At 74.4% G+C, this 26980-nt stretch carries 20 protein-coding genes; 9 read left to right on the top strand and 11 right to left on the bottom strand.

The window, feature by feature from the left end; all coding sequences use genetic code 11:
• The first annotated feature begins 141 nt into the window (after positions 1-141).
• Positions 142-1719: a hypothetical protein gene (locus tag ACFXOZ_RS15930; RefSeq protein ID WP_380590813.1), complete on the top strand. Its 1578-nt coding sequence runs from the start codon at positions 142-144 to the stop codon at positions 1717-1719.
• Positions 1720-2475: 756 nt separating this feature from the next.
• On the opposite strand, the gene ACFXOZ_RS15925 is transcribed toward ACFXOZ_RS15930, so the two are convergent.
• The 4 genes from ACFXOZ_RS15925 to ureA all read right to left on the bottom strand — a co-directional run bounded on the left by ACFXOZ_RS15925 (position 2476) and on the right by ureA (position 6703).
• Positions 2476-3075: a TetR/AcrR family transcriptional regulator gene (locus tag ACFXOZ_RS15925; protein ID WP_375890175.1), complete on the bottom strand. Its 600-nt coding sequence runs from the start codon at positions 3073-3075 to the stop codon at positions 2476-2478.
• Between the two features lie 121 nt (positions 3076-3196).
• The gene (locus tag ACFXOZ_RS15920) at positions 3197-4243 is read right to left on the bottom strand and encodes an agmatine/peptidylarginine deiminase (RefSeq protein ID WP_375890176.1); all 1047 of its coding nucleotides are present in this window, start codon (positions 4241-4243) and stop codon (positions 3197-3199) included.
• A gap of 31 nt (positions 4244-4274) precedes the next feature.
• A complete protein-coding gene (locus ACFXOZ_RS15915; protein ID WP_380590810.1) occupies positions 4275-5996 on the bottom strand; it encodes an urease subunit alpha in 1722 nt (573 codons plus the stop codon).
• Positions 5993-6703 carry an urease subunit gamma gene (gene ureA, locus ACFXOZ_RS15910; protein WP_380590807.1) on the bottom strand — a complete coding sequence of 237 codons (711 nt, stop codon included), beginning with the start codon at positions 6701-6703 and terminating at the stop codon, positions 5993-5995. Before ureA ends, ACFXOZ_RS15915 begins: the two co-directional genes overlap by 4 nt.
• A 577-nt stretch (positions 6704-7280) precedes the next feature.
• Here ureA and ACFXOZ_RS15905 point away from each other — a divergent pair.
• Both ACFXOZ_RS15905 and ACFXOZ_RS15900 read left to right on the top strand, forming a co-directional pair.
• The gene (locus ACFXOZ_RS15905) at positions 7281-7796 is read left to right on the top strand and encodes an ATP-binding protein (protein WP_375890181.1); all 516 of its coding nucleotides are present in this window, start codon (positions 7281-7283) and stop codon (positions 7794-7796) included.
• Between the two features lie 378 nt (positions 7797-8174).
• Positions 8175-10451: a SpoIIE family protein phosphatase gene (locus tag ACFXOZ_RS15900; RefSeq protein ID WP_375890183.1), complete on the top strand. Its 2277-nt coding sequence runs from the start codon at positions 8175-8177 to the stop codon at positions 10449-10451.
• 79 nt (positions 10452-10530) lie between these two features.
• On the opposite strand, the gene ACFXOZ_RS15895 is transcribed toward ACFXOZ_RS15900, so the two are convergent.
• The 5 genes from ACFXOZ_RS15895 to ACFXOZ_RS15875 all read right to left on the bottom strand — a co-directional run bounded on the left by ACFXOZ_RS15895 (position 10531) and on the right by ACFXOZ_RS15875 (position 15749).
• A complete protein-coding gene (locus ACFXOZ_RS15895) occupies positions 10531-11646 on the bottom strand; it encodes a DUF2637 domain-containing protein (RefSeq protein ID WP_380590804.1) in 1116 nt (371 codons plus the stop codon).
• 230 nt (positions 11647-11876) lie between these two features.
• Positions 11877-12827 (bottom strand): (2Fe-2S)-binding protein, encoded by a 951-nt coding sequence (locus ACFXOZ_RS15890; RefSeq protein ID WP_380590801.1) that lies wholly within the window; start codon positions 12825-12827, stop codon positions 11877-11879.
• Positions 12828-12995: 168 nt separating this feature from the next.
• Complete coding sequence (locus ACFXOZ_RS15885) at positions 12996-13832, bottom strand: hypothetical protein (RefSeq protein ID WP_375890188.1); 837 nt, start codon at positions 13830-13832, stop codon at positions 12996-12998.
• Between the two features lie 266 nt (positions 13833-14098).
• Complete coding sequence (locus ACFXOZ_RS15880) at positions 14099-14959, bottom strand: hypothetical protein (protein ID WP_375890190.1); 861 nt, start codon at positions 14957-14959, stop codon at positions 14099-14101.
• Positions 14960-15134: 175 nt separating this feature from the next.
• On the bottom strand, positions 15135-15749 hold the full coding sequence (locus tag ACFXOZ_RS15875) for an NTP transferase domain-containing protein (RefSeq protein ID WP_380590798.1): 615 nt from the start codon (positions 15747-15749) through the stop codon (positions 15135-15137).
• A 141-nt stretch (positions 15750-15890) separates the two neighbouring features.
• Here ACFXOZ_RS15875 and moaA point away from each other — a divergent pair, with 141 nt between their 5' ends.
• The 3 genes from moaA (at position 15891) to ACFXOZ_RS15860 (ending at position 19594) form a co-directional block, all read left to right on the top strand.
• Positions 15891-16886 (top strand): GTP 3',8-cyclase MoaA, encoded by a 996-nt coding sequence (gene moaA, locus ACFXOZ_RS15870; protein WP_380522759.1) that lies wholly within the window; start codon positions 15891-15893, stop codon positions 16884-16886.
• A 241-nt stretch (positions 16887-17127) separates the two neighbouring features.
• Positions 17128-17844, top strand: a complete 717-nt coding sequence (locus tag ACFXOZ_RS15865; RefSeq protein ID WP_380522786.1) for an HNH endonuclease family protein — start codon at positions 17128-17130, stop codon at positions 17842-17844.
• 166 nt (positions 17845-18010) lie between these two features.
• Entirely contained in the window at positions 18011-19594 is a 1584-nt protein-coding gene (locus ACFXOZ_RS15860; RefSeq protein WP_380590795.1) for an alpha/beta hydrolase, read from the top strand.
• 187 nt (positions 19595-19781) lie between these two features.
• Here the strand turns inward: ACFXOZ_RS15860 and ACFXOZ_RS15855 are convergent, their stop codons facing one another.
• Positions 19782-22253, bottom strand: coding sequence for an ArnT family glycosyltransferase (locus ACFXOZ_RS15855; RefSeq protein ID WP_380590792.1), 2472 nt, complete (start codon positions 22251-22253; stop codon positions 19782-19784).
• Between the two features lie 152 nt (positions 22254-22405).
• Complete coding sequence (locus ACFXOZ_RS15850; RefSeq protein WP_375890200.1) at positions 22406-23527, bottom strand: alpha/beta hydrolase; 1122 nt, start codon at positions 23525-23527, stop codon at positions 22406-22408.
• 160 nt (positions 23528-23687) lie between these two features.
• On the opposite strand from ACFXOZ_RS15850, the gene ACFXOZ_RS15845 reads away from it, so the two are divergent.
• From ACFXOZ_RS15845 to ACFXOZ_RS15835, 3 genes are all read left to right on the top strand, one after another.
• Positions 23688-24581 carry a hypothetical protein gene (locus ACFXOZ_RS15845; RefSeq protein ID WP_375890201.1) on the top strand — a complete coding sequence of 298 codons (894 nt, stop codon included), beginning with the start codon at positions 23688-23690 and terminating at the stop codon, positions 24579-24581.
• A 141-nt stretch (positions 24582-24722) separates the two neighbouring features.
• Positions 24723-25619 carry a hypothetical protein gene (locus ACFXOZ_RS15840; RefSeq protein ID WP_380522754.1) on the top strand — a complete coding sequence of 299 codons (897 nt, stop codon included), beginning with the start codon at positions 24723-24725 and terminating at the stop codon, positions 25617-25619.
• Between the two features lie 186 nt (positions 25620-25805).
• The coding region (locus ACFXOZ_RS15835) for a putative Ig domain-containing protein (RefSeq protein WP_380590789.1) at positions 25806-26980 on the top strand (1175 nt) is incomplete at its 3' end.

Raw genomic sequence — 26980 nt, 5'->3', positions numbered from 1 at the left:
AGGTGAGCGCGGTGGCCGGGATGATCCGATCGGTGACCGGTTGTCGCCGAAACCCGGACACGGTCGTTGCACTTGGAGACAATGACGCCAGTCCGGCCCCGCCGGGGGCGGCGCGACCACGGACCGACCAGGAGCCGCCAGATGAGCAAGCAGGGTGCACCCGCACAGCCGCCCCGGCCCGACGACGGCTGGTGGGACACCGTCTACGACGGTCCGGCGGGCACCCTCCCCGACACCCCGCACGCCGACCCGGGCGACGGCAGCGTCGACGACTGGTTCGACACGGCGGCCGGACTCATCGGGCCGCAGCGCACCGCTCCGCCGGTGCCGGAGCCCGCGGCGGAAGCTGTGGAGGCGCCCGTGGACGAGCCCGCGGAGGCGCCCGCGGCCGAACGGGACAGCATCGACGACTGGTTCGACGACGCGCTCGGCGTCATCGAGGGCGCCGGCGGCATCGGGCGCCAGCGCAGCTCGACCGAGACCCAGCGGGCCCCCGAGCCCCCCGCGGCGGAGCCCGAGCCCGAGCCCGAGCAGCCGCCCACCCCGGTCTCCCCGGTCTCCCCGGTCCCCCCGGTCTCCCCGGTCCCCCCGGTCTCCCCGGTCCCCCCGGTTTCCCTGGAAAAGCCCGTCCCCGAGCTCGCCCCCGCCCCCACCCCTCCCCCCGCCGCAACCCCCGAGCCCGAGCCCGAGCCCGAACCCGACCACGCGCCGCAGCCCGATCCCGAACCCGTGGCCCCCGTCCCCGTCCCCGCCTCGGTCCCCGACCCGCGCCTCGCCATCCGCACCCCGCTCGCCGAGACCCCTCCCACCGTCCCCCACGTCGGCGAACGCCCCCCGACCTACGGCCCCGAACCGACCGCCGTACCGGAGGCCGACCCCGACACCCTCGACGCCGTCGTGCCGGACACCGCGCTCGAAGGCGCCCAGTACGGGGCGACCGTGCTGCGCGCGGTCTCCGTCCGCGGCGACTCCGCCCGCTACCGCGGCGAGCCGCGCCGGGACAGCCTGCTGGTCACCAGGTTCGGCGACGGCCCCGACGGGCTGCTGCTCGCCGTCCTCGCCGGCTACGAGCGCACCGGCGGCGCCGAGGACGAGTCACTCACCCCGCAGGCCGTCGCCGCGGGGACGGGCGAGGCCTGCCGCCAGCTCGCCGCCACCATCGGACGCAGCCGGACCGGCCTCGCCGCCGACCTGCGCGACGGTGCCCGCGACCGGCTGCGCTACGGCCTCCAGCGCCTGGCCACCGGCGCGGCCGCCCCGCTGCGGGCCCTCGCTTCCCAGACGGAGGGGGACGACAGCCCGTCCCCGGCCTCGCTGCACTGTCTGCTGATGTCGCTGGACCCGGCGGCCGGCTACCGCGCCGCCTTCGGCGTCGGGCCCGGCGGGCTCTACCTGCTGCGCTCGGGCCACTGGATCGACGCCTACGCGGCCCGGCTGCTCCACCACCCGGACGGCCAGCCGCCCGTCCCGGAGGCCCCCGTGCCGGACCCGCGCCCGTTCCGCTTCCGGCTCGTCCCCGCCACCCCGGGCGACATCCTGCTCCTCTGCACCCCGGGCCTGTCCCGCCCCATCGCCGACGAACCGGCGGTCGCCCACTTCCTCTCCTCCCACTGGGCCCACCCCCACCCCCCGGGCACCGTCGACTTCCTCCGCCAGGTCCAAGTCCGCGCCAAGGGCTACGCCGACGACCGCACCGCCGCCGCCATCTGGACCGAATGACCAAGCCCCATCGCACCAGAAGTCGGCCCGCCCGACTTCCAGCGCAGCCCCCCACGGCGCCCGCCGCCCATCGGGCCGCCCCCTTCCCGACCCGGAGCCGGCCGGGCGGGGCAGCAAGCCCCGCACACCAGAAGTCGATCCGCCCGACTTCTGGTGCACAGTCCCCGTGCGAGTGCTCGGTGCTCATCGGGGGCGTGGCACTCTCGGGCAGGCGGGTCGGGCTGAGAGAGCAGGCCCCGCGTAGCCAGAAGTCGACCCGGCCGACTTCTGGCTCAACCGGATCTGTGTTCGCCCCCCGGTGCACCGGGTGCCGTGATGCCGTGGCCCTCCCGCATCTGGTCGGGCGAGGGCCGAGGACCGAGGGGCGAACGCCCTGCCGGCGGGCCGCAGCTCAGTTCTCCCTGGCCCCGACCCCGACCCCGACCCCGGCCCTCCGGACACCAGAAGTCGGCTGGGCCGACTTCTGGTGCGGGAGCGGCGAGTGCGCTGGGGGAAGAAATCTATAGACCGGTCGGTCTACTTCTGCGCGCGCTGCATGGGAAGTCGGCTGGGCCGACTTTTGGTGCGGGCAGGGTGGCGGCGTGGTCGAGAAGCCCGATGAATCTGTAGATCGATCTACATATTCTCCGGGATGGCCAGCCAGTAGATCGGTCTACATATTTCCCCCGAGAGGCACGCCGCGCGCGGGGCCCGACCCCCGGCGGGCCGGGGGTGCTGCACCGGAAGAGGCGGCCAGGGCTCAGTGGCCGGGGTGCCTCAGGTGCGGAGCAGGATGGTGGCGACGGCGGTGGCCTGGGTGAGGGCGGTGGGGTGGTGGGCGCCGGGGAGGCCGATGGCGATGGGGACGGCCAGGCCGTCGAGGAGGGCGCGGAGTTGGCCGGCGCGGTCGGCGGCCGGTCCGGGGGTGAAGTGGCCGGTGCTGGTGCCCTGCTCGATGAGGGTGACCAGGTCGGCCTGCCAGGGCGCCTCGATCTCCTGCTGCCCCTGGCGGAGTTCGGCGCTGGCCGGGGAGCGGCCCCAGACTTCCACCCAGAGGATCCAGCGCGGGTCGCCGGGGCCTTCGGCCAGGTAGAGCCGCAGGTAGGCGTCGAGGCGCTGCCAGGGGTCGAGGGCCGGGTCGGTGAGGGCTGCGCGCCGGCGGGCCCCCAGCTGGTCCTCGCTCCAGCGGAGGGTTTCGAGCAGCAGCTGGTCCTTGCTGCCGAAGTAGTAGAGCAGGTGTCCAGCGCTCATCTGGAGCTGTTTGCCGAGTCCGGCCATGGTGAGTTTGGCGAGTCCGTGTTCGGCGATCGCGGCCCGGGCGGTGGCGTAGACCTCCTCGCGGGGGCGCGCCGGGCGGCGCGGGCGGGGGTCGGCCATGGTGGAGCTGCTTCCTGACGCGGGAGACGGGCGAGACGGGCGAGACGGGGAGACGGCGGCGCTGGTGGAAGTCCGAACGGTACCGGAGCGGGGAAGGCTCCCCGCTCCGGTACCCCCGGCGTCAGGCCTTGGGCTGCTGCTGGGTAATACAGTGGATTCCGCCCCCGTTGGCGAAGATCCCGCGGGCGTCGACGAGTTCGACGGTGCGGCCGGGGTAGGCCTTGGCGAGGATGTCGGCGGCCTCCTGGTCGCGCGGGTCGTCGAAGGCGCACAGGACGACGGCGCCGTTGGCCACGTAGTGGTTGATGTAGGAGTAGTCGACCGGCTCGCCGTCCTCGTCGAACAGGACGGTGGGGGCGGGCAGTTCGATGACCTCCAGCTGTCGGCCCTGCGCGTCGGTGGCGGCGCGCAGCACGGCGACGAGCTCCTGGCAGACCTCGTGGTCGGGGTGGGCCGGGTCGGGCTGGACGTGGGCGACGACGACGCCGGGGCGGACGAAGGAGGCGACGATGTCGATGTGGCCGCGGGTGCCGAACTCGTCGTAGTCGCGGGTGAGTCCGCGGGGCAGCCAGATGGCCTTGGTGGTGCCGAGGTGGGCGTGCAGTTCGGCCTCGACGTCCTCCTTGGTCCAGTCGGCGTTGCGGCCCTCGCCGAGCTGGACGGTCTCGGTGACGAGGACGGTGCCCTCGCCGTCGACGTGGATGCCGCCGCCTTCGTTGATCAGTCGGGAGGCGAAGCGCTGGACGCCGGTGAGTTCGCTGATGTGCTCGGCGACGTGCTGGTCCTTGTCCCAGCGGGCCCAGGACTGGGCGCCCCAGCCGTTGAAGATCCAGTCGGTGGCGGCCAGCGAGCCCTTGCCGTCGATCACGAACGAGGGGCCGATGTCGCGCATCCAGGCGTCGTCGAGCGGGCGTTCGACGATCTCGACGGCCTCGGAGACGTACCGGCGGGCGTCGGCGGTCTCGCCGGTGTTGACGATCAGGGTGAGCGGCTCGTACCGGACGATGGTGTCGGCGACGGCGGCCCAGGCCTCGCGGCCGGCGTGCAGCTGCTCGGGGGTCTCGAAGGTGGGGTTGGTGGTGGGGAAGGCCATCCAGGTGCGCTCGTGGGGGTGCCACTCGGCGGGCATCCGGTAGCCGAGGGAGGCGGGCGTGGGGGTGGTCATCATCGGGTCCTTGAGGAAGAAGTGAGCAACGGGGTCAGAGGAAGTAGAGGCGGCTGAGCGAGACGCTGTCCGCGGGTTCGGAGCGCAGGGGTGCGCCGTCGAGCGAGACCAGTCCGGTCTCGGTGACCTCGACGTGGCCGGTGCGGGCGTTGCGGACGAGGTCGCGCGGCCCGATGCCGCGGGTGCCGCGGACGCCGACCCGGCGGCGGCGGGTGGGGAGTCCGTCGGCGGCTCGGTGGGGGTGGGCGCCGTCGGCGGCGGCCTGGGCGACGAAGGCCACCGAGAGGTCGGCGGCGGTGGCGCCGTGGGCGCCGAACTGGGGCCCCAGGACGAGGGGTTCGCAGCGGTCGGTGGCGGCGTTGGGGTCGCCGGTGACGCCGTACGCGGGGAAGCCGGCCTTGAGGACGAGTTGCGGTTTGGCGCCGAAGTGGTCGGGGCGCCAGAGCACGATGTCGGCGAGCTTGCCGATCTCGATCGAGCCGACCTCGTGGGCGAGTCCGTGGGCGATGGCGGGGTTGACGGTGAGTTTGGCGATGTAGCGCAGCACGCGCTCGTTGTCGTCGCCGCTCTCGGTGGTCCCGTACGAGCCGTTGCCGTCCATCGGTCCGCGTTCGGCCTTCATCTTGCCGGCCATCGCGAAGGTGCGGCGCACCGTCTCGCCGGCGCGGCCCATGCCCTGGGCGTCGGAGGAGGTGATGCCGATGACGCCGAGGTCGTGCAGCACGTCCTCGGCGCCCATGGTGCCGGCCCGGATGCGGTCGCGGGCCATGGCGGCGTCGCCGGGCAGGTCGGTCTTGAGGTCGTGGGCGGAGACGATCATGCCGAAGTGTTCGCCGAGGGCGTCCCGGCCGAAGGGCAGGGTGGGGTTGGTGGAGGAGCCGATGACGTTCGGCACGCCGGCCAGCTTGAGCACGTTGGGGACGTGTCCGCCGCCGCAGCCCTCGATGTGGAAGGCGTGGACGGTCCGGCCCTCCAGCACCCGCAGGGTGTCCTCGACCGCCAGGCACTCGTTCAACCCGTCGGTGTGCAGGGCGACTTGGACGTCGTACTGTTCGGCGACGCGCAGCGCGGTGTCCAGTGCGCGGGTGTGGGCGCCCATGTCCTCGTGTGCCTTGAAGCCGCAGGCGCCGCCCTCGGCCAGCGCCTCCACCAGCGGGGCCTCGTCGGAGGACGAACCGCGGCCCAGGAAGCCGATGTTGACGGGCCAGGCGTCGAAGGCGTTGAAGGCGTGGCGCAGCGCCCAGGGCGAGTTGACGCCGACGCCCCAGACCGGGCCGAACTCCTGGCCGATGATCGTGGTGACGCCGGAGGCCAGCGAGGCCTCCATGATCCGCGGCGAGAGCAGGTGGACGTGGGTGTCGACGGCGCCGGCGGTGGCGATCAGGCCTTCGCCGGAGACGATGGTGGTGCCGGTGCCGACGACCACCTCGACGCCGTCCAGGGTGTCCGGGTTGCCGGCCCGTCCGATCGAGGCGATCCGGCCGCCGATCAGGCCGATGGACGTCTTGCGGATGCCCTGGATCGCGTCGATCACCAGGACGTTGCTGATCACGACGTCGCAGGTGTCGCGGACGGCGGCGGGCTTGAGGTGGAGGCCGTCACGGGCGGTCTTGCCGAAGCCGGCCAGGAATTCGTCGCCGGGGGCCTGGGAGTCGGATTCGACGCGGACGATCAGTCCGCTGTCGCCGAGCCGGATCCGGTCGCCGGCCCGGGGGCCGTGCACGGAGATGTAGTCGTGGGCGGTGAGGGAGCTCACGAGGGCACCTCCTGGTCGTCGAAGTCGGTGAGGTAGCCGGTGGCGCGGGCTTTGGCGAGGGCGGCGTCCTTGGCGCCGGGGGCGTCCAGGGGGCCGTCGACGAGTCCGGCGAAGCCGATCGCGACGCGTGCGCCGCCGATCGGGACGAGGCCGACCTCGACGGTGGCGCCGGGGTCGAAGCGCACCGAGGAGCCGGCCGGGACGGCCAGGTGGGTGCCGTAGGCGGCGGCCCGGTCGAAGGCCAGGCGCGGGTTGGCCTCGAAGAAGTGGAAGTGGGAGGTGACCGAGATCGGCACCCGGGAGGTGTTGTGGACGGGGATGAGCAGGGTCTCCTCGACCGGGTCGTAGCCGGCGCCGTCGCCTGGCAGCGCGCGGCCGGGGGCCTCGTCGCCGAGCGAGCCGGCGCCCCGGAAGGGGTCGTCGACGACGGCGAGCCGGGTGCCGTCCTCGAAGACGGCCTCGACCTGGACGACGGTGACCACGTCGGGCACTCCGGGCAGGACGTCGGCGGCGGTGAGGACCGAGCGGCCGGCCTCGACGGCCTCGGCGAGGCGGCGGCCGTCGCGGGCGGCTTCGCAGACGGTGTCGGCGATCAGGGCGGTCGCCTCGGGGATGTTGAGGCGCACGCCCCGGGCGCGGCGGGCGCGGGCCAGTTCGGCTGCTGTGAAGATCAGCAGCCGGTCCCGCTCGGTGGGGGTCAGTCGCACGGTTCCTCGCTCGCGGTCGCCGGGGAGGGGGTGGGTTCGGGGCCCTGGGCTTCCGGATGATGTTAGAACGGCGTTCAAACATCTCGGTTCATTGAACCCGCACCGGGGCTCTGTGTCCAGCGTTGCCGCTCCCGGAGCCTTCGGCCCCTCGGGCGGGCGGCGGGGCGGGCGGCGGGGTGAGAAGCGGGACGGGCGGCGGGGCGAGCAGCGGGACGGGCGGCGGGGCGAGCAGCGGGGCGGGTGGCGGGGGCGAGCGGGCCTGCTCGCCGGGCGGCGCACGGCGGTGGTGCGGGTGGGGGCGCGCGGCCCCGCACGCGGTCCGTACGGGCGCCGGGTGTGCGCGGGATCGGGTGGGGGCGGTCTCGAAAACAGCCTCTGCGCTTCGCAAACCTGTCCGGCGCGGGCAGTTGGATCACGTGAACCTCCCCGTGCCCCTTTCACCCCACGTGATCGGACGCACACTGTTGCAAACGCCGTCAACTGGGCATGAGGATGGTGGTTCAGTACGAGGGGGCCACCCGGCCGGCGGGGGATCCGGAGGCGGGGGCCCGGATTTTGAGGGCGGGGGCATCTGTTGATGGACGGTCAGTCGCGATTCCCGCGGCAGCGGACGAGTTCGGGCGACGCCTACCGGTCCGGGCCGGTCCAGGGCCCGGTCGTCGGCGCCGGAACGGCCCTGCCGGGTGCGTCGGCCCCGGGGTGCGCGCTGCACCGCCGGCTGCACCTGACGCTCGAACCGGCCGACCTGGTCGGGGTGGGCGCGGTGCGGCACCGGCTGCGTACGGCGCTGAGCCACTGGGGGGTGCCGGAGCTGTCCGACACCGCCGAGCTGCTCTCCTCCGAGCTGGTCACCAACGCGTTGCAGCACACCGGCAAGGGCGCGGTCTTCGACGCGGTGCTCGGTACGGACAGCCGGCTGCGGGTCGAGGTGCAGGACGGCGCGAGCCGGCTGCCCGGGCGGCGGCGCGAGCCGGACGCCGAGTACGCGACCTCGGGGCGCGGGCTGCTGCTGGTGGAGGCGCTGGCGGACTCCTGGGGCGTGCAGCTGCGCGGCGACGGCAAGGTCACCTGGTTCGAGCTCGCGATGCCGTGACCCGCCGAAGTCCGCCGAAGTCCGGCGGAGCCCGCCAACGTCCGCCGAAGCCCGCCCATGTCCGCCAACGTCCGCCGAAGCCCGTCGGCGAACCCGAACGCGACACCCGTACGATTGTTCGTCTCCGATTGATCCGTTCCCGAAGCAAGCCCTGAACACAAGGCGGAGCGCAAGATTTCCGGCCCGTTGCCATTGCCGCTCGGCCGAACATTGGACAGGATGGTGGGAATGTGTGTCCACGTGCGGGAAGCAGCGGGGAGACCGAACCTCGACTGACCACCGCCCGTCGGCACCGCCCGATCCAGCACGACCCATCACACCGCCACGCGGCCCGTCCGGACGGTCGGCGCGGTCCGCCACGGCAGCGGCAGGAGCAGCATGCCCACTGAGCCCGAGTCGCCGGGGCCGACGCTTCCTCCCGGCGTGTCCGCCGCGGAGCGGCACCTGCCCGCCGCGGAGCCGCACCCGCCCGCTCCCCGCACGCCCGCGCAGGCCACCCGCCGCAACTCCGTCCGCACACCGCCGGTGCTCGCCTCCGGGCGGCTGGCGCCCGTGCTGTCCGGCGGCCTGCCGCCCTCCTCCGCCGACTCCATGCCGGACTGGCTGGAGCCCGCGATGGCCGCCAACGGCATCGGCTCCTTCGACTGGGACATCCGCCGCGACGTCCTGGAGGGTGACCAGCGGGCCTGCGCGATCATCGGACTGGACTCCGTCGAGCGGGACCGCTTCGACCGCACCGCCGCCTCCTTCCTGTCCCTGCTGCACCCCGAGGACGCGCCGGTGGTGCGCCGCCGGGTCGAGCGCGCGGTGGCCGAGCTGGGCCAGTGCGGCGCCTACTACCGCACCGTCGGGCCGAACGGCACGATGCGCGCGGTGCGCTTCCGCGGCCGGGTGCTGGCGGACGCCTTCGGCCGGGCCTCGCGGATGGTGGGCTTCGTCTGGGACGCCACCGTCGAGCTGCACAAGCGCGACCACGCCGACCGGATGGCCCTGCTGCGCGAGGAGCGCTCCCGGTTCATCAAGGAGGCCGCGCGCGCCCTCTCCGAGGCGGTCACCGTGCGTGACGTGGCCCGGGTGTTCACCGAGCTGCCGCTGCCCGGACTGCCGCCGGACGGTCTGGTGCTGGCCTCCTTCGAGGCCGGCCGGGCCCGGATCCTCGGCGCCTCCGGCTACCGTTCGCAGGCCCTCGCCGTCTGGGACCGCGCGGTGCTGCCCGCCGGCCACCCGGCCGCCGAGGCGCTCAGGCACCGCACCCCGGTCTTCATCTCCAGCCGGGAGGACTTCCGGGACCGCCACCCCGACGTGTGGGAGCAGACCAGCCGCACCGGCCGCGGCTCCTGGGCGTACCTGCCGCTGGTGGCCAGCGGCCGGGCGATCGGCGTCTGCGTGGTCAGCTTCGACGACGAGCGCGAGCTGGACGCGGACGAGCGCACCCTGCTGTCCACCCTGGGCGGGCTGGTGGCCCAGTCGCTGGCCCGGGCCCGGCTGCACGACGCCGAGCACGAGCTGGCGGCCGGCCTGCAGCGGGTGATGCTGCCCCGCACCGTCCCGTCCGTGCCCGGGGTGACCACCGCGGTGCGCTACCTGGCGGCCGGCTCCGGGCTGCAGATCGGCGGCGACTGGTACGACGTGGTGCCGCTGCCCGGCGGGCACGTCGGCCTGGTGATCGGCGACGTCCAGGGCCACGACGTGCACGCGGCCGGGATCATGGGTCAGCTGCGGATCGCGCTGCGCGCCTACGCCGCGGAGGGCCACCCGCCCGCCGCGGTGATGGCCCGCGCCTCCCGCTTCCTCGCGGACCTGGACACCGACCACTTCGCGACCTGCACCTACGCCGAGGTCAACGTGGACTACGGCGTGGTCTACGCCGTCCGGGCCGGCCACCTGGACCCGGTGGTGCGCCGCGCGGACGGCACCGCCGCCGTCCTGCCGGTGGCCGGCGGGCTGCCGCTGGGCATCGACCCGGACCAGGAGTACCGGGTGACGAGGTTCAGCCTGGACCCGGGCGAGACGGTGCTGCTCTGCACCGACGGCCTGGTCGAGGCCCGCGGTACGGACCTGGACGAGGGCATCGGCCGGCTCACCCGGACCATGGCCCGGCCGCTGCCGGTGGCCGGCGAGGCGGCCCGCGACCCGCTGGAGGAGCTGGCCGACCGGATCACCTCCCAGGCCGCCGACTCCAGCGAGCGCGAGGACGACATAGCGCTCCTGCTGCTGCGCTGGGACGGTCCGGAGGGCGGCCTGGCCGCCCAGCAGCTGCGCCGCCGGATCGGCCAGGCCGACCTGGCCAGGGTCGCCGAGGTGCGCGCCGAGCTGCGGGACGCGCTGCGCCGCTGGGGCGTCGCCGAGTTCATCGACACCGCCGAGCTGCTCTCCTCCGAGCTGGTCACCAACGCGATCCGGCACACCGACCGGGACGCCATGTTCACCGCCCGGCTCTACCGGGAGACGGTCTCGGACGGCGGCCGGGCCCGGCTGCGGGTCGAGGTGGAGGACGAGTCGGACCTCTGGCCGACCCGCCGGACCCCGGGGGAGCAGGCCTCCTCCGGGCGCGGGCTGATGCTGGTCGAGGCGCTGGCGGACGCCTGGGGCGTGGAGCCGCGCGGGTCCGGCAAGCGGATGTGGTTCGAGCTCAGCGGGACGAGCGCGGCCTGACGGTTTCCCGCCCCCGCCCCCTGGGGCCCGGGTGACGCGGGGCCCCAGGGGAACGGTCGGGCCGGGGCCCGGTGACGGGTCAGCCGAACTGCTGCTCCAGGTCCTTCAGTTTGCGCTCCAGCGAGTCCAGCCGGGGGAGCGTGACGGTGTCCTCCTCGGCGGTGAGGTCGATGGTGCGCCGCTCCGGACGGGCCGGCAGGCCCGGCTGGGCGACGGTGCCCTCGGCGGCCTCGACCTCGCGCGCGCGCGTCCTGGCCCCGCGCGCGCCCGACCCGGCCTCCCGGGCGCCCGCCCCGGCGGAGCCGAGGGCCCCGGCCTCCCGGGCGCCCGCCGGGAGCTCCGCCCCGGGCCCGCCGGCTATCGCGGACTCCGGGCCGGCCGACTCCAACTGCCGTGCGGCGCCGCCGCGTCCGCGCCAGTGGCCGCTGCTGCGGTTGATCGCCCGGATCTCGGCCCGTTCTCGGCGCCCGGCGAGCTTACGGCGCTCCTTCTCCATGGCGCGCTCGCGCTTCTCGTCGCGGACCTCGTCCACCGCCTCGTCCAGGCTGCGGACACCCTCCAGGAGCATCAGCGACCAGGCCGCGTAGGTCTCGCGCGGGGCGCGCAGCCAGCGGACGATGCGGATCTGCGGCAGCGGACGGGGCACCAGGCCCTGTTCGCGCAGCGCGGCCCGGCGGGTCTGCTTGAGCGCGCGGTCGAACAGGATCGCGGCGGACAGCGACATGCCGGAGAAGAACTGCGGGGCGCCGGCGTGGCCGAAGCCGCGCGGGGCGTGCACCCAGTTGAACCAGGCCGAGGCGCCGGCGAAGAGCCAGACCAGCAGCCGGGAGCCGAGCGCCGCGTCGCCGTGGCTGGCCTCGCGGACGGCGAGCACCGAGCAGAACATCGCGGCGCCGTCCAGGCCGAACGGGACGAGGTACTCCCAGCCGCCGGACAGTCCGAGGTTCTGCACGCCGAAGCCGACCAGGCCGTGGAAGGAGAGCGCGGCCGCGACACCGGCGCAGCAGAACAGCAGCGTGTAGGAGGCAGCGCCGTACAGGGATTCCTTGTTGCGGCGCCGTTCCTCGGAACGCTCCCAGGAATCCGCGCCGGCGGCGGATCCCCGGCTTCGGGCCAGGGCCACCAGGAGGGCGCTGACCAGCAGCCCCACGACCCCGGTGACGGCCCAGCCGAGCGGTATGTCGGACAATTTCATTGCCGGAACCAGCCTCGCTTTCTGCGTCGCGTTCCTGCGCCGGTCGCTGCGTTCCAGCAGCGCGGCGGGGACCATCATGACGGATGCCCGGCGGGCGAAAGGCGGATTCGCCGTCAATGCGCTGAGGAGAGGGATTTCTGACCCGTCGCCAATCACATGGTCATATGAATTCGGCGCTGGACATTCCCGGAATCACGGGCTTTTCGAATCCCGGGTCGTACGGATTTCCGTCAACGTCGCGTGACGCGGGGGCAGCCGTTGCACATTTCCGCGGATTCCACGGTGTAGACGAGGCAACAGCTGGCCCGAGCCCGGTCCGTACCCGAAGCACCGCCGCACCCGGGCGCCGGGGGTGCGAAACCGGCGCCCGGGGTGAAGGGGGCCGGGGCGGGAGCGGGGCCCCGGCCCGCGCCGGGCGTGCGCGCCGGTCCGGAGAGGGATGGCCCGGAGGAGGGCTCCCCGGGCTCCCCGGGTGCCAGCAGGGCGGACAGCTCGTCGCGCGCCCGTTCCTGCTCCCCGAGCAGCCCGCCCGCGTACCAGAGCCCCTCCACCACCGCGTCGGTGGCCATCGCCCACAGCACCCGGGGCCCGCGCCGCGCCTCCGGTCCGAAGGTGGCCAGCACCGGGGTCAGGAACTCGGCCAGGGCGCACCGCAGTTCGGCGCCGAGCGCGTCCTCGTCCGGCACCGTGCGGGCCCCGGCCGTGCGGGCCGCGGGGTCGTCCGGCAGGCAGACGAAGGCCTCCGGGCGCACCGTCAGCCCCATCGAGGCCGGGGCGCGGTGCACCGAGACGTCGCCGGGGCCGAGCAGCGGGACGCGCCGCTCCAGGAACCACGGCACGGTGAACAGCAGCGAGACCGGCCAGACGAAGCGGTGCAGCCCGAAGCCGGCCGCCACGTCCGGGCGCAGCGGCCGCCCGTAGCGGGTCAGGCCCTGCCGGGCGTCGTGGGCGACCAGTTCGCGCAGTGCCGCCGGGTCGGTGGTGAGGGTGGCGACCGGCAGCCAGCCGTCGCCGTGCCGGGGTGGGGCGCAGCGCAGGTCCAGCATCGGGGCGAGCGCGGTCAGTCGGTGGTACGAGGGGGCGCAGGGGGTGGGGGTGTCCGGTGCGTGGGCGGGGTCGTGCGCCCGGGTGGTGCGGGGGGCGCGCGGCGCGGGGCCGGGCCGGGTGCTGCTCGCGGTCATGGGCGGGCCCCATCGGGTCGACCGGGGCCGCCGGTGGACCGCCCGGCGGGGCCGGTCGCGGACGGTCCGCCGCGGCCGGGCCCGGCCGGTCCGGGGCGTGGCGGTGCCCGGGGAACAGCAAGGCGACCTGTCCGGGGCGCTGCTCACCCCGGACAGGTTAGGCTCACCTTAGCTGATAGTTCCCCGGGTCTCGCTGGTGATGCGTCCGTCCGGGGGAGGCCCCGGCGCACGTCCGAGCTGGCGTGCGAGCCAGACCGGCACCCCGCCCAGGGCGTGCACCAGGCGGGTGGCCTCGGCGCGCAGCCGCACCGCCTCGGCGGGTTCGGACACCTCGGCGAGCGCGGCGAGCGCCGGCGCCACCCCCACCGTGAAGCCGAGTTGCTCGCGCAGTCGCAGTGAGGCGTCGAAGCCCTCCCGGGCGTTGCCGCGGTCGCCGCGGGAGAGCGCGAGCGCGCCCAGGTGCCGCCAGGTGTAGGAGCGGAGCAGTTCGTCCCCGCGTTCCCCGGCGCCCTCGTGCGCCCGGCGGTAGGCGATCCAGGCGGCGCTGCGGTCGCCGAGCAGGTTCTCGGCGACCAGTCCGCGCCGGAAGTCCAGCAGGGGCCGGCCCGGTGCGTCCGGCGGCAGCAGCGCCGAGGTGCGGCCGAGCGCGGCCTGGGCCTCGTCGAGGCGGTCGCGCGGGCCGAGCACGCTGGCCAGGTAGGCGAGGAAGCCGCGGGCGCAGCCGGCGGCCGCGCGCTGCTCGGTGCCCTCCGCCAGGGCCTCGGCCAGCCGTAACGCCTGTTCCGCCTGGGTCCAGTGCGCGGCGGTGAACAGGCATTTCTCGATGAGGAGTTCGGCCCGTGCGAGGGCCGCGGCCGGGTCGTGTTCGGCGGCGGGTCGCAGTAGTTCGGCGGCCTCCTGCCAGCACCCCCGGGATCGCAGCCGCCACACGGTGTCGCCCGGTTCCTCCGCTGCCGCCCGCCCCCGTTCGTCCGGGCCGCTCGGGCTCCATCCGTGCTCCGACAACGCCACCTCCTTGTGTGCGCCATCCAGCAAGGGCGCGGACCTGCCTGGGAGCCCTGCCGTCACGGCCCGTTCGCATGGCGGCGGCAGGGTGAACGGCACGGCGAAAGGCCCGCGCTGTGGCGGCAATTCAACACGGGGGTGAGCTTGTGCACCAGATCACGAGCGGAGGTTGTTGCTTTTGTCGGGGAGATGATCTAGTGGGGCGCCGGGTGTGCGGCGCCGGGCGCCGGGGTGTCGGGGGAGGGGCGGGGCAGGGGCGGGTCGGGTCAGGAGGTCCAGCCGGTCTCCATCAGGGCCTCGGCGGCGCCGTTGGCGGGTTGGGGCACGCCGGCCAGGTCGAGGCTGAACAGGGCGACCAGCAGTTGTTCGCCGCGCACGGTGGCCTGGTGGGAGTAGCCGGCCAGGGTGAACATGGCGGCGGCCATCTCCTCGGCGTGCAGGGTCTGCAGCCACAGGCACTCGACCGACTTCACGTCGGCGGGCTCGGTCCAGGTGTCGACCTGGGCGACCATCCGGCCGCCCAGCAGGGTGACCCCGTCGCGTTCCTGGGCCTCGGTCAGCTCCAGGTCGTCGAAGCCGAGCCACTCCAGGTAGCGGGCGGCGGTGAACACCGCGTCCTGGGAGGTGCGCACCGGGTGGGGGCGGAACGGGGCGCGGTGGCGGAACGGCCTGGGGCGTCCGGCGGGGCCGCCGCCCTGCGCGGGCGGGGCGGGCACCGGGGCGTTCACCGGGTGCGCCGGGTAGGGGCGGGCGCTCTGCGGGCCGGGGGCGGCGAGCGGGCCGGCGGTGCCGCCGCCCAGCCGGGTGGTGCGGTCCACCGGGAGGCGGACGGTGGCGCCGCAGTTGCAGGTGAACTCGGGCTGCGGCCACTGGTCGGAGCGGCCGCAGTGCGGGCAGCGCATGCTCAGCCAGGAGTCCTCCCAGGAGCGGAACCGCACCTGGACCGGCACCCCGCCGCGCAGCAGCGGGACCTTCAGCGAGGCGCCGCACGGACACGGCAGCGACGGCGGCTCGTACAGGTGCTCGCGGCGGCAGGCGGGGCAGCGGATCGCCCGGGCGCCACCGCCCGCCCCCGGCCCCGACCGCGCGGGGTCGTGTCCGGTGAAGTCGTCGGGCAGTCCTGCCATCGCGGGCTCCGTCCGTCGGTGTCGGGTCGGGGTGGTTGGTTCCCATGCTCCCCGAAACGTCCGGCTTCGGGCGCGGAATGGGGCAATCCTCAGGGACGGATCAGGGACGGATCAGGGGCCGGTCGCCGGTACGGGCGAGGCCGGGCCCCTCCGCGGGGAGGATGCGCGGCCGGCGTCAGCGGGGCGGTCGGTCGACGGACCAGCGGGCCAGGTCGGCGGGGGTGTCCAGGTCGTCGGGGACGGCGACGTCCGCGCACTCGACCAGGACGAGTTCCCCGGCGTGCGCCGCCAGCAGGGCGCGGGCCCCGGCGTCCCCGGACGCGCCCTCGGCGGCCTCGGCGAAGTGCCGCGCGCCGATCAGCACCGGGTGTCCGCGCCGTCCGCCGTACGCCGCGGCGGCCAGGTCGGCGCCGGCCCGGTGCGCGGCCAGCAGCCGGGCGACCGCGGCCGGGGTGACGCCGGGGGTGTCCACCAGCATCACCAGCACCGCCGGGGCCCGCGGCGGCAGTGCGGCCAGTCCGGCCCGCAGCGAGGAGCCCATGCCCTCGGCCCAGTCCGGGTTGGCGACCAGCCGGCAGCCCGGCAGGTGCGCGGTGGAGCGCACCTGCTCGCGGTCCGCGCCCAGCACCACGGTGACGTCGGGGCAGCCGCCGGCCCGGACGGTGGCCACCGCGTGCTCCACCAGCGGCCGACCCGCGTACCGGATCAGCGCCTTGGGCCGCCCGCCGAGCCGGCGTCCGCCCCCGGCGGCGAGGACGAGGGCCGGGACGGCGGGCGGTGTGGTCTGCATGCGCCCAGCCTGCCCGGTCGGGGCCCGGTCGCGCAGCCGTTCGGCGCTTGTACGAATCCACAAGGCGAAGGCGCAGGTCGCGGGCGGTCCCCGGCGGTTCGGCCGCTGGTCCCGCGGCCCGCTTGCCCCTGTACTGGGGCGATGAACACCGCACCGCGCCCGCTGGTGGACCGCTTCGGACGGGTCCACACCGATCTGCGGGTCTCCCTGACCGATCGCTGCAACCTGCGCTGCACGTACTGCATGCCGGCCGAGGGGCTGGACTGGCTGCCCCGGGCGGACACGCTCGGGGACGACGAGGTGGTGCGGCTGGTGCGGATCGCGGCGCAGCGCCTGGGGGTGCGCTCGGTGCGGCTGACCGGCGGGGAGCCGCTGCTGCGGCGGGGGCTGCCGGGCCTGGTCGGGCGGCTGGCCGCGCTGGGCGTGGAGCTGTCGCTGACCACCAACGGGATCGGTCTGGCCCGGACCGCGGTCGCGCTGCGGGAGGCCGGGCTGGGGCGGGTGAACGTCAGCCTGGACACGCTGCGCGCGGACCGGTTCGCGGAGCTCACCCGGCGGGACCGGATCGCCGACGTGTTCGCGGGCCTGGCGGCGGCCAAGGCGGCCGGGCTGGACCCGGTGAAGGTCAACGCCGTGCCGGTGCGCGGCGTGAACGACGACGAGATACCGGAGTTGGCGGCCTTCGCCGTCGAGCACGGCTACCGGATGCGCTTCATCGAGTCCATGCCCCTGGACGCGCAGGGGAGTTGGGACCGCGCCGCGATGGTGACGGCCGAGGAGGTGCTGGCCCGGCTCGGCGAGCGCTTCGACCTGGTGCCGGTCGGGCGCAGCGGCAACGCCCCGGCGGAGGAGTGGCGGGTCGCCGGGACGGACACGGTGATCGGGGTGATCGCCTCCGTCACCCGGCCGTTCTGCGGGGGCTGCGACCGGGTCCGGCTGACGGCCGACGGGCAGTTGCGCAACTGCCTGTTCGCGACCGAGGAGTCGGACCTGCGCGCGCTGCTGCGCGGGGGCGCGGACGACGGGCGGATCGAGGAGGCCTGGCGGGCCTCGGTGACGGGCAAGGGGCCCGGACACGCCATCGGCAGCGCCGGGTTCGTCCGGCCGGACCGGCCGATGTCGGCGATCGGGGGCTGAACTCCCGGGCGCGGACGGGGATGTGGGCGGGGATGCGGACGGGGACGGGGACGCGGGTGGGGCCCGGGCGGCCGGAGTCGACGGAGTGTGAGCTTCGACATGCTCCTGGGCTCCCCGTGGCGTCGGCTTGACCTTCTCTTGGGGTGGCTGGTCTGCTGGTTCGCCGTCAACCCGCCCCTGATCCCGGGAGTTCTCCGTGCCCGCCCGCCGTACCTGGCTGTCCGCCGCCACCGTGTTCCTGATATGCCTGCTCGCCCTGGTCGGCTGGCTGGTCGAGGGCCGCGGCGGGAAGTCGCCGGGCGGGTCCGGACCGTCCGCCGTCGGCACCGGCACCAGCCCGCTGCAGAACCCGGACGGCACCAAGCCCGGCCTGGCGCCGCTGACCACCCCGGAGGAGCAGAAGGCGGGCCGGGAGCTGATCGCCAAGGTGGCCACCGCCCGTACCGGTCCCAAGGACGGCTACGACCGCAACGAGTTCGGCCCCGCCTGGACGGACAGCGTCGAGGGCGTCCCGTACGGCGGCAACAAGTGCGACACCCGCAACGACCTGTTGGCCCGCGACGGCAGCGGTGTCGAGCGCAAGGACGGCTCGGACTGCGTGGTCACCGCGATGACCATCCACGACCCGTACACCGGCCGGACCGTCGAGTGGACCAAGCAGCAGGCGTCGAAGATCCAGATCGACCACGTGATGCCGCTGTCCTACGACTGGCAGATGGGCGCTGCCACGTGGGACAAGGCCAAGCGGGTCCGGATCGCCAACGACCCGCTCAACCTGATCCCCGCCGACGGCTCGCAGAACGCCTCCAAGGGCGACTCCGGCCCGGCCGACTGGCTGCCCGCCAGCACCGAGATCCGCTGCTCGTACGCGGTGCGCTTCGCCCAGGTCTCGCTCAAGTACCAGCTGCCGGTCACCGAGGCGGACAAGAAGGCGATGCTCCAGCAGTGCGGCGGGTGAGGAAACGATCCTCCTTCGCCGGTCGTACCGCGAGGCGGCGAGGCCTCGTGGCGGCGCAGCGGCGCGGCGGCGCGGCGGCGCTAAGGAAGTGCCAAGGAGGCGGCCGGGGGCAGCGGGCGAGATGCCCCGGCGGTGCCCCGGATGGTATTCGTGGGCGGTGCCCCCGATGACCCCCCGCCTGCGGCGACGCGCCCTGCCCGCCCTCGCCGCCCTGCTCCTCGCCCTGGCCGCCGGCTGCTCCGGCCCCGGCGGCGCACGCCCCGCGGCCGCGCCGACCAGCCGCCCGCCGCTCGCCGAGCGGGCGCCCACCAGCGCCTCCCCGGCGCTGCAGGCGTACTACGACCAGCGGCTCGCCTGGGCACCCTGCGACGGCGCGGGCGGCGACGCGGGCGCCGACGGCGCGGAGGCGGCCGCAACCGCCGTCCAGTGCGCCACCCTCAAGGCCCCGCTGGACTACGCCGACCCCGGCGGCCGCAGCATCGACGTCGCCGTCGCCCGGGTGCCCGCCGCCGACCCCGCCCACCGGATCGGCGCCCTGCTGGTCAACCCCGGCGGGCCCGGCAACTCCGGTGCCAACATGGCCCGGGGCTGGAAGGACGGCCAGGGCCCGATGCGCGACCGCTTCGACGTGGTCGGCTTCGACCCGCGCGGCTCCGGCGCCACCCTGCCGATCGACTGCCTGGACGACCGCACCCGCGAGCAGTCGATGCGCACCGACGACCCGGCCTACGACCGAGGCCGGGTCCTCGCCGACGCCTGCCGGGCCAAGTACGCCGACATCCTGCCGTTCCTCGGCACCCGCAACAGCGCCCGCGACATGGACGTGCTGCGCAGCGCCCTCGGCGAGCGCAAGCTCGACTTCCTCGGCCTCTCCTACGGCACCTACCTCGGCGTCCTCTACGCCGAGGAGTTCCCCGACCGCACCGGTCGGCTCGTCCTCGACGGCGCCGTCGAACGCAGCACCGACCTGATGCACCTCGACGTCGAACAGGCCGCCGCCACCGAGGCCGGCTTCCGCGCCTTCGCCATCGCCTGCACCGCCGAGGGCGCCGACTGCCCGCTCGGCACCGACCCGGCCGCCGCCCCCGGGCGGCTCGCCGACTTCCTCGACGGCCTCAAGGACCACCCGCTGCCCACCCACGACGGCCGCACCGTCACCGCCTCCCTCGGCTGGGGCGTCGTCATCGACACCCTCGCCGACGGCCACGGCAGCTGGTCGCGGCTGCGCTCCGCCCTCGACCCCGCGCTCACCCGCGGCGAGGGCGACGAACTGCTCCGGTTCTCCGACGGCAACGCCGGCCGCGACGACGACGGCCACTACGAGAACTCCGCGGACGCCTTCGCGGCCATCCACTGCGCCGACGCCCCGCTCGCCCCCAGCGACGCCGACCTGCGCACCGCCCTCGCCGACCTCGCCGCCCGGGCCCCGCTCACCAGCCGCCACGACACCCGGATCACCCTGCTCGAACCCGACTGCCGCCCCTGGCCGTACCGGTCCACCGAGCGGCCGCACACCGTGACGGCGCCCGGCAGCGCCCCGGTCCTGGTGATCGGCGGGACGGAGGACCCGATCACCCCCTACGTGTGGGCGCAGCGGATGGCGGCCGGGTTGCAGCACGGCGTGCTGCTCACCCGCGACGGCGACGGGCACATGTCCTGGTACCACAGCTCCTGCGCGCGCGACGCCGCCGAGGCCTACCTGGTGGACGGGGTGCTGCCCGCCGCCGGGGCGCGCTGCGGCTCCGACTGACGGGGCGTCGTGCCGGGCCCGTGGGGGCCCGTGGGACGGGCCCGTGAAAGGGACCCGTGAGAGGGGCAGGCGAAGGGGCAGGCGAAAGGGGCACGCGAAAGAGGGCGTACCGCGCGAACGCGGCACGCCCCCTGGGGAGTTCGGGCTCCGGGTCAGGGTTCCCGGAGCCCGGGTCGGACCGACCGGATCAGGCCTTCGGGGCCGTCAGGTCGTAGAAGGTGGTGCCACCGACCGTCTTGGCGGTGAAGTGGCTGGTCACCCAGGCCTCGATCTGCGCCGACTCGGTCTGCTGGTCGCCCTCGGCGCCCTCGCCGCCCGCCCCGCCGGCGCCGCCGAAGCCGCGGTGCGAGCCGCCGCCGATGAACCAGTGCACCTTGCCCTCCTGGACGTACTTCTGGAAGCCCGCCAGGCTGAGCGAGGGGTCCGTGCCGTTGAAGCCGCCGAGCGCCATCACCGGCTTGCCGGTGGCGAGTTGGTAGCTCGCGGCGTTCTGCGAACCGGTGGTGGCGGCCGCCCAGGTGTACTGGCCGGAGTCCTGCGAGAGCAGGGACTTCGCCTCGTCGCTCACCTTGGTGCCGCCGAGCAGGCCGCCCATGCCGCCGCCCATGCCGCCGCCGAAGCCGCCGGGGCCGCCCGCGCCCTCGGGGTCCTGGCCGCCGCCGGGGAACCCGGGGAAGCCGGGCGTACCGGAGGCGCCGCCGGAGCCGGTGGACCCGCCCGCGCCGCGCTCGTGGCGGCCGCCGGGGGCGGTGCCGTCGGCGCCCCGGCCGGAGCCGCCGTTGAAGCCGCCCTGACCGCCCTGGCCGTTCTGACCGCCCGGGAAGCCGTGGCCGCCCTGGCCACCCCGCCCGCCGAAGCCGCCCTGACCACCCTGACCACCTTGGCCGGCCTGGCCGCCCTGACCCTGGCCGCCCTGGCCGCCGCCGAAGCCGCCCGGGAAGCCCCGGCCGCCCTTGCCGCCCTTGCCGAAGGAGCCCGGCCCGAAGCCCGCGCCCTTCACGGACGGACCGGCCGTGATGATCGAGCCGTTGTGCGCGGTGCCCACGGTGTCCACCGCGTACGCGGCCGGACCGCCGAGCGCCGCCGCCAGGCCCACCAGGCCCGCCACCGAGGCGATCCGCGCGCCCGTCCGTCCGGAGACCCGGCCTGCCACCTGCCCGGCGACCAGCGCCCCCGCGGCCGCCAGTCCGCCGACCAGCACCGCCCAGCGCAGCCAGGGCAGGAAGTCGGAGCTGCGCCCGAGCAGGACGAACGCCCACCCGGCCGTCACCGCGAGCACGCCGGCCAGCAGCAGTGCGTACGGCAGCCGGTGCCGGGCCCGCCACAGGCCGTCCACGCCCATGCCGAACAGCGCCGCGACGGCCGGGGCCAGCGCCACCGTGTAGTACTGGTGGAAGATCCCGGACATGAAGCTGAAGATCAGCGCGGTGGAGACCAGCCAGCCGCCCCAGACCAGGAAGGCCGCGCGGGCCGTGTCCGGACGGGCGTAGCGGCGGGTCGCCCACAGGCCGACCACCAGCAGGATCAGCGCTGCCGGCAGCAGCCAGGCGATCTGCCCGCCGATGTCGCTGCCGAACAGCCGGGTGATGCCGGTCTGGCCCCAGCCCCGGCTGTGCCCGGCGCCGCCCGGCAGGTCGAGCCCGGCGGGCATCCGGCCGCCGCCGCCCACGCTGCCGCGCTCGTTGCCGTCGACCCGGCCGAGGCCGTTGTAGCCGAAGGTCAGCGACAGGAAGTCGTTGTCCTGCGAGCCGCCGACGTACGGGCGGGCCGAGGCCGGCAGCAGCTCCACGACCGCCACCCACCAGCCGCCGGCGACCACCACGGCCACGCCCGCGAGCAGGGTCTGCCGCAGCCGCCGCCAGAAGCCGGTGGGCGCCACGACCAGGTAGATCACCGCGAACGCGGGCAGGATCAGGAAGGCCGCCAGCGTCTTGGTGAGGAAGGCGAAGCCGAACATCGCGCCGGTGAACAGCAGCCAGCGGGTGCTCGCCGTCTCGACCGCCCGCACCATCCCGTACGCGGCCAGGGTCAGCAGCAGCACCAGCAGCGCGTCCGGGTTGTTGAAGCGGAACATCAGCGCCGCGACCGGGGTGAGCGCCAGCGCGGCGCCCGCCAGCAGGCCGCCGAGCGGGGAGAAGCGGCGGCGCACCGTCGCGTACAGCGCGCCCACGGTGGCGGCGCCCATCAGCGCCTGCGGGGCCAGGATCGACCAGGAGGAGAGGCCGAACAGCCGCACCGACAGCGCCATCGGCCACAGGGACGCCGGGGGCTTGTCGACGGTGATGAAGTTGCCGGCGTCGGAGGAGCCGAAGAAGAAGGCCTTCCAGCTCTGGCTTCCGGCCTGCACGGCCGCCGAGTAGAAGGCGTTGGCCCAGCCGGAGGCGCCCAGGCCCCACAGGTAGAGCACGACCGTCGCGGCCATCAGCGCCAGCAGGGCCGGGCGCACCCAGCGCGGGTCGTCCGCGCGCCCGCGCCAGGCGCGGGCCGGGAGGGTGCGCAGCCGTCCGGACCAGGAGGCCGGGCCCTTGGGGCCGGTCGTCGGCAGGGGCTGCTCGGGGAAGAGCGGCGCCGGGTCCGGCCGCGGCGCCTCCGGTGGCGGGTAGTTCGCGGCCTCGGGCCACGGATCGCCGGCCGGAGGGGAGTAGCTGCTCGTGGTCATGCGCCATACCGTGCGTGGCGTGGCTGAGAGAACCGTGAGATACGGCTGTGAGGCGGGTGTGATCTGCCCGGTTTCACCCGTCCGGAGGCGGAGTCAGGGGGCTCTCGTCCGGTCGGGCTCGGGCGGTCGGGCCGCTGGTCCCGTCGGGCCGCTCAGGCGGCGGCCGGCATGGTGATGTGCTTGCCCAGCCACTCCAGGGCCGGGGGGATCTCCCGGGTCCAGGTGTGGAAGTTGTGGCCGGCGGTGTCCAGGGTGATCGTGGACATCTTGGTGGGCGCCTTGAAGGCGGCGACCATGGCCTTGGTGTCGTCGTAGTTGTTCTCGTCGTTCGCGGTGGTCAGCAGCAGCGAGACCGGGGCGGCCGGCTGGTTCTTGAGCCGCCACAGCAGGTCGTTCTCCTGCTTGAGCTTGTCGTTGCCGCCGAACAGGTCGCCGGTGGTCGGGTCGTGGGCGGCGCTGTAGTAGCCGGAGAGCGCGACCGCGGCCGGGTAGGAGTCGGGCTTGCGCAGGGCGAACTTGAGCGCGCAGTAGCCGCCGGTGGAGTTGCCGATCACGGCCCGGTTGGAGGGGTCGGTGCCGATCCGGTAGGTGGTGGCGAGGGCCTTGGGCAGGTCGCTGGTGAAGAAGGTCTCGACCTGGGGGCCGTTCGGCACGTCGACGCACTCGGTGTCCCGGTTGTCGACGAGGGTCGGGCGGGTCATCACCAGGATGGTCGGCGGCAGCTTCTTCTGCTCGATGGCGTCGAGGGTGGACGCCGGGTACTGCATCAGCGAGATCAGCTTCTCCGGGGTGCCCGGGTAGCCGGTCAGCACCACGGCCATCGGGAAGCGCTGCTTGGCGAAGCCCGGCTGGAAGTACTGCGGCGGCAGGTAGACGTACGCCTCGGTGCTCAGGCCGGTGCCGGCCCCTTTGACGTCGACCTTCTGGATCATCCCGGAGCGGTCCGGCTCCGAACCCTGGGACGAGTAGAACTTCTGCTCGCCGGTGACGGACACCCCGGAGGCGTTCGGCTGGTGGTCGACCACCGTGCCGAGGCCGCCGCTGGTGCCGAGCAGGTCGGTCCAGGAGCTGTAGAAGCCGAAGTAGCTGTTGGCGATCAGGCCCATCGCGGCCAGCACCGACAGCTGGGTGGCCAGGAAGGCGCCGATCCGGCCCAGCCAGGACTTCCAGCCCTTGCCGCCGAACTTGGGCCAGAACCACATGGTGGCGGCGAAGACGACGATCGCGATGACCGACGTGATGACCTGGAGGGGGAGTCCGGTGAGGCTGAGCACGTGCCCGATCGTAGTTGACCCCGGCGTCGACCCCGCCGGGCGGGGCGGGACGGCCCCCGCAGGTGGTCGCCGGAAACGGATTGACCGGGGTGGTTCGTACTCGGGACCATGTCGCGGGGTGTGCGCGCGGTGCGCGTGCCGGGTGACATGGGGTGGGGTCATGAAGTCCATCGGCAAGGCCGGTCTGGCCATCGGTTCGGCGCTGCTGCTCGCGGCGTGCTCGGGCGGAACGACGGCGGGCAGGCCCGGGCCCGGGGCCACGACGAGCGCGGTGGCGTTCGGCCCGGTGCTCAGCAAGAACATCGAGCCGGTCGACAACGCGCTCGCCCGGATCCCCGGGGCCAAGAACCTGAGCGACCTCGAGGCCGTGATGAGCGCCCTCAGCACCGCCGCGCACGACGCCTCCAGGGCGCTGAACGTGGCGGACGCCCCCGCTGCGGTCACCGGGGACCGGCACGACCTGGCGAACGCGCTGAGCGTGCTCCAGTCCGACGCGACGGATGTCCGTCTCGGCATCAAGTCCCGGAACGTCTGCGCACTGGACTCGGCCGAGGCCCAGCTGGGCGCGGGCGAGGGCTTGAAGTCCGTACCGGCGGTCCTGGCGAAACTGACGGCGGCCGGCTACGCGGCGAACCTCACCGTCCCCCAGCTGCCCAAGCAGCAGTCCCGCTCGCTGGACAACGGCACGATGATCAGCAAGGGGAAGCTGCACGGCTACGGCGAGTTCAAGGTCGACAACGGCAGCAAGGCGGACGCGGTCGTCTCGCTCGTGCTGGGCGGCAAGGCGGTGCACTCGATGTTCGTGGCCAAGGGACAGAAGGCCGCCGTCCAGGGCGTGGAGGACGGGACGTACGACGTCTACGTCTCCCAAGGGGCGGACTGGGACTCCGCGGCCAAGTCCTTCACCCGGAGCTGCGCGTTCACCAAGTTCGAGGACACCTTCCCGTACGAGACCGGCCGCACCTCGACGTCCTGGTCGATCACCCTCCAGCCGGTGGTCGACGGCAACGCCGAGACCAACGACGTGGACCCGAACTCCTTCCCGCAGCTGTAGCGTCCGGCCGGACGGCCCCTTCCGGCGGCCGTCCGAAACCGCTTGACCAGGGCGGTTCGTGATCGGCACCATGGCGCCCCGTGTGCGCGCGGAGTGCGCGCCCGGCAGCGTTGAGGTGGGGTTGTGAAGTTCTCGGGGTCCGTGGGCAGATCCGGTCTGGCCGTTGGTGCGGCGCTGCTGCTGGCGGCGTGCTCGGGCGGGGGCGGCGGCGCGGCTGTGTCGAGCGCCTCGCCGTCCGCCGCGGCGACGCCGTTCGGGACGGCGCTCGACCAGGCCCTGGCGCCGGTCGGAGCCGACTTCGGCAAGGCGGCCTCGGCCAAGAGCGCCCTCGACCTCGACACCGCGCTCACCCACCTGGCGTCCGACACCAACCGGGCCGTGCGGAACGTGAACGCCACCACCGCGCCCTCCGGCGCCACGGCGGCGCGGGCCGACCTGGCCACCGCCCTGGCCACGCTCGCCACCGACACCGAGCCCGTCCGGAAGGACATCTCGGAGCACAAGGTGTGCTCCGCCGGTGGCGGACTGGCGCAGTTCGGCGCCGCCCAAGGGGTGGCCGGGGTCTCGGCGGCCCTCGCCAAGCTGGCGGCGGCCGGCTACCGGACCGCCTTCGCCGTGCCGGAGCTGCCCAAGCCGCAGACGCAGGCGCGCAGCCTGGACAACGGCACCGTGGTCCAGGAGGGCGGCAAGGGCGGCAAGGGCGTGGTGAAGGTCGACAACACCGGGCAGACGGACGCGGTCTTCACGCTCGCCGCCAATGGCACCGCGGTGGCCTCGGTGTACGTGGCCAAGGGGCAGCAGGCCACCATCGAGGGCATCGCGGACGGCGTGTACGACTTCTACTACACCACCGGCGTGGACTGGGACTCCGGCGCGAAGCAGTTCACCCAGGGCTGCGCGTTCGCCAGGTTCACCGGCACGCACGACTTCACGCCGGACCGGGGCGGCACGATCTGGACCCTCACCGTGATCTCGCCGGACGGCAAGGATCGGCGCGACGTCCAGTGGATGAAGTCCGATCCCCTCGCTCAGCCGTAGCGTTCATGGGTTCGTCCCGTAACGGGCATACCAGGACGGGTTGTTGCCAAACGATGGCACAACCCGGCCCCTGGGGTGGCGAGTTGTGCGGGAACTGTTGACCGCTTGAAGTGACCATGGCACTTTCGTGCGGGCGTGGGCCTCGGCGACCAGCCGGGCGGCCCGCGATCCCCCACAAGGAGAGCCATGTTCAAGAGACTTGTCGCGATGGCCGGTGCGAGCGCCGTCGTCGCCGGAGGGCTGGTCCTCGCCGCCGCCCCCGCCCACGCCGTCCAGGCCGCCGACCTGACGTCGACCATCGCCCTGGACGACTGCTCCGCCTCGCTCGTCCGGTTCCCCACCTCGGCCTCCGGCGACCGGGCCATGATGCTCACCAACGGGCACTGCTTGCCGTCCATGCCCCCCTACGGCCAGGTCATCCAGAACGTCAGCGCCAGCCGCAGCGGCACCCTGCTGGACGGCGCGGGCAACAGCCTCGGCACCGTCCAGGGCGACAAGGTGATCTACGCGACGATGACCGGCACCGACGTCGCCCTCTACGAACTCACCGACACCTTCGCCTCGATCACCTCCAAGTACGGCGCCACCGCCCTCACCATCAACGACGCCCACCCGGTCGACGGCTCGTCGATGTACATACCGTCCTCGTACTGGAAGCAGGTGTGGAACTGCTCCGTCAACGGGTTCGTGCCCACCCTGCGCGAGGACCAGTGGAGTTGGCACGACTCGCTGCGCTACAGCTCCGGCTGCAACACCACCCACGGCACCTCCGGTTCGCCGATCATCGACTCCGCGAGCGGGCGGATCGTCGGCATCAACAACACCGGCAACGACGACGGGGAGATGTGCACCCTCAACAACCCCTGTGAGGTCGCCGCCGACGGCTCCACCAAGGCCTTCAAGGGCCAGAGTTACGGCGAGGAGACCTACTGGTTCACCACCTGCGTCAACTCCGCCCGGACCGTCGACCTCACCGTGCCCGGCTGCCTGCTCACCAAGCCGGCCGGCGCCGCCGTCTCGGTGGGCAACCCCGGTGACCAGTCCACCGCGGTGGGCGGCTCGGTCAACCTGCAGATCAACGCCTCCGGCGGCACCGCCCCGCTGTCCTACAGCGCGACCGGGCTGCCGGCCGGCCTGTCGATCAACTCCTCGACCGGTCTGATCTCCGGCACCGCCTCCGCCGCGGGCAGCTCCAACGTGACGGTCACGGTGAAGGACTCGGCCGGCAAGTCCGGTACGGCCAGCTTCGCCTGGACGGTCACCGGTGGTGGCGGTGGTTCCTGCACCCCGGCGCAGCTGCTCGGCAACCCGGGCTTCGAGACCGGGACGGCGTCGCCGTGGACGGCTTCGAGCGGTGTGAT

The sequence above is a fragment of the Kitasatospora sp. NPDC059160 genome (assembly GCF_042755465.1).
In the GTDB taxonomy this organism is placed as follows: domain Bacteria; phylum Actinomycetota; class Actinomycetes; order Streptomycetales; family Streptomycetaceae; genus Kitasatospora.
Note: the sequence above shows the minus strand (reverse complement) of the source record. Positions and strands in the feature narration are given on the sequence as shown.

Bases quoted from the DNA above. Each gene is read 5' to 3' on its own strand.
- ACFXOZ_RS15930 (WP_380590813.1), top strand. From the start codon at position 142: ATGAGCAAGCAGGGTGCACCCGCACAGCCGCCCCGGCCCGACGACGGC.
- ACFXOZ_RS15925 (WP_375890175.1), bottom strand. From the start codon at position 3,075: ATGGCCGACCCCCGCCCGCGCCGCCCGGCGCGCCCCCGCGAGGAGGTC.
- ACFXOZ_RS15920 (WP_375890176.1), bottom strand. From the start codon at position 4,243: ATGATGACCACCCCCACGCCCGCCTCCCTCGGCTACCGGATGCCCGCC.
- ACFXOZ_RS15905 (WP_375890181.1), top strand. From the start codon at position 7,281: ATGGACGGTCAGTCGCGATTCCCGCGGCAGCGGACGAGTTCGGGCGAC.
- ACFXOZ_RS15900 (WP_375890183.1), top strand. From the start codon at position 8,175: ATGCCCACTGAGCCCGAGTCGCCGGGGCCGACGCTTCCTCCCGGCGTG.
- ACFXOZ_RS15895 (WP_380590804.1), bottom strand. From the start codon at position 11,646: ATGAAATTGTCCGACATACCGCTCGGCTGGGCCGTCACCGGGGTCGTG.
- ACFXOZ_RS15890 (WP_380590801.1), bottom strand. From the start codon at position 12,827: ATGACCGCGAGCAGCACCCGGCCCGGCCCCGCGCCGCGCGCCCCCCGC.
- ACFXOZ_RS15880 (WP_375890190.1), bottom strand. From the start codon at position 14,959: ATGGCAGGACTGCCCGACGACTTCACCGGACACGACCCCGCGCGGTCG.
- ACFXOZ_RS15875 (WP_380590798.1), bottom strand. From the start codon at position 15,749: ATGCAGACCACACCGCCCGCCGTCCCGGCCCTCGTCCTCGCCGCCGGG.
- moaA (WP_380522759.1), top strand. From the start codon at position 15,891: ATGAACACCGCACCGCGCCCGCTGGTGGACCGCTTCGGACGGGTCCAC.
- ACFXOZ_RS15860 (WP_380590795.1), top strand. From the start codon at position 18,011: ATGACCCCCCGCCTGCGGCGACGCGCCCTGCCCGCCCTCGCCGCCCTG.
- ACFXOZ_RS15855 (WP_380590792.1), bottom strand. From the start codon at position 22,253: ATGACCACGAGCAGCTACTCCCCTCCGGCCGGCGATCCGTGGCCCGAG.
- ACFXOZ_RS15845 (WP_375890201.1), top strand. From the start codon at position 23,688: ATGAAGTCCATCGGCAAGGCCGGTCTGGCCATCGGTTCGGCGCTGCTG.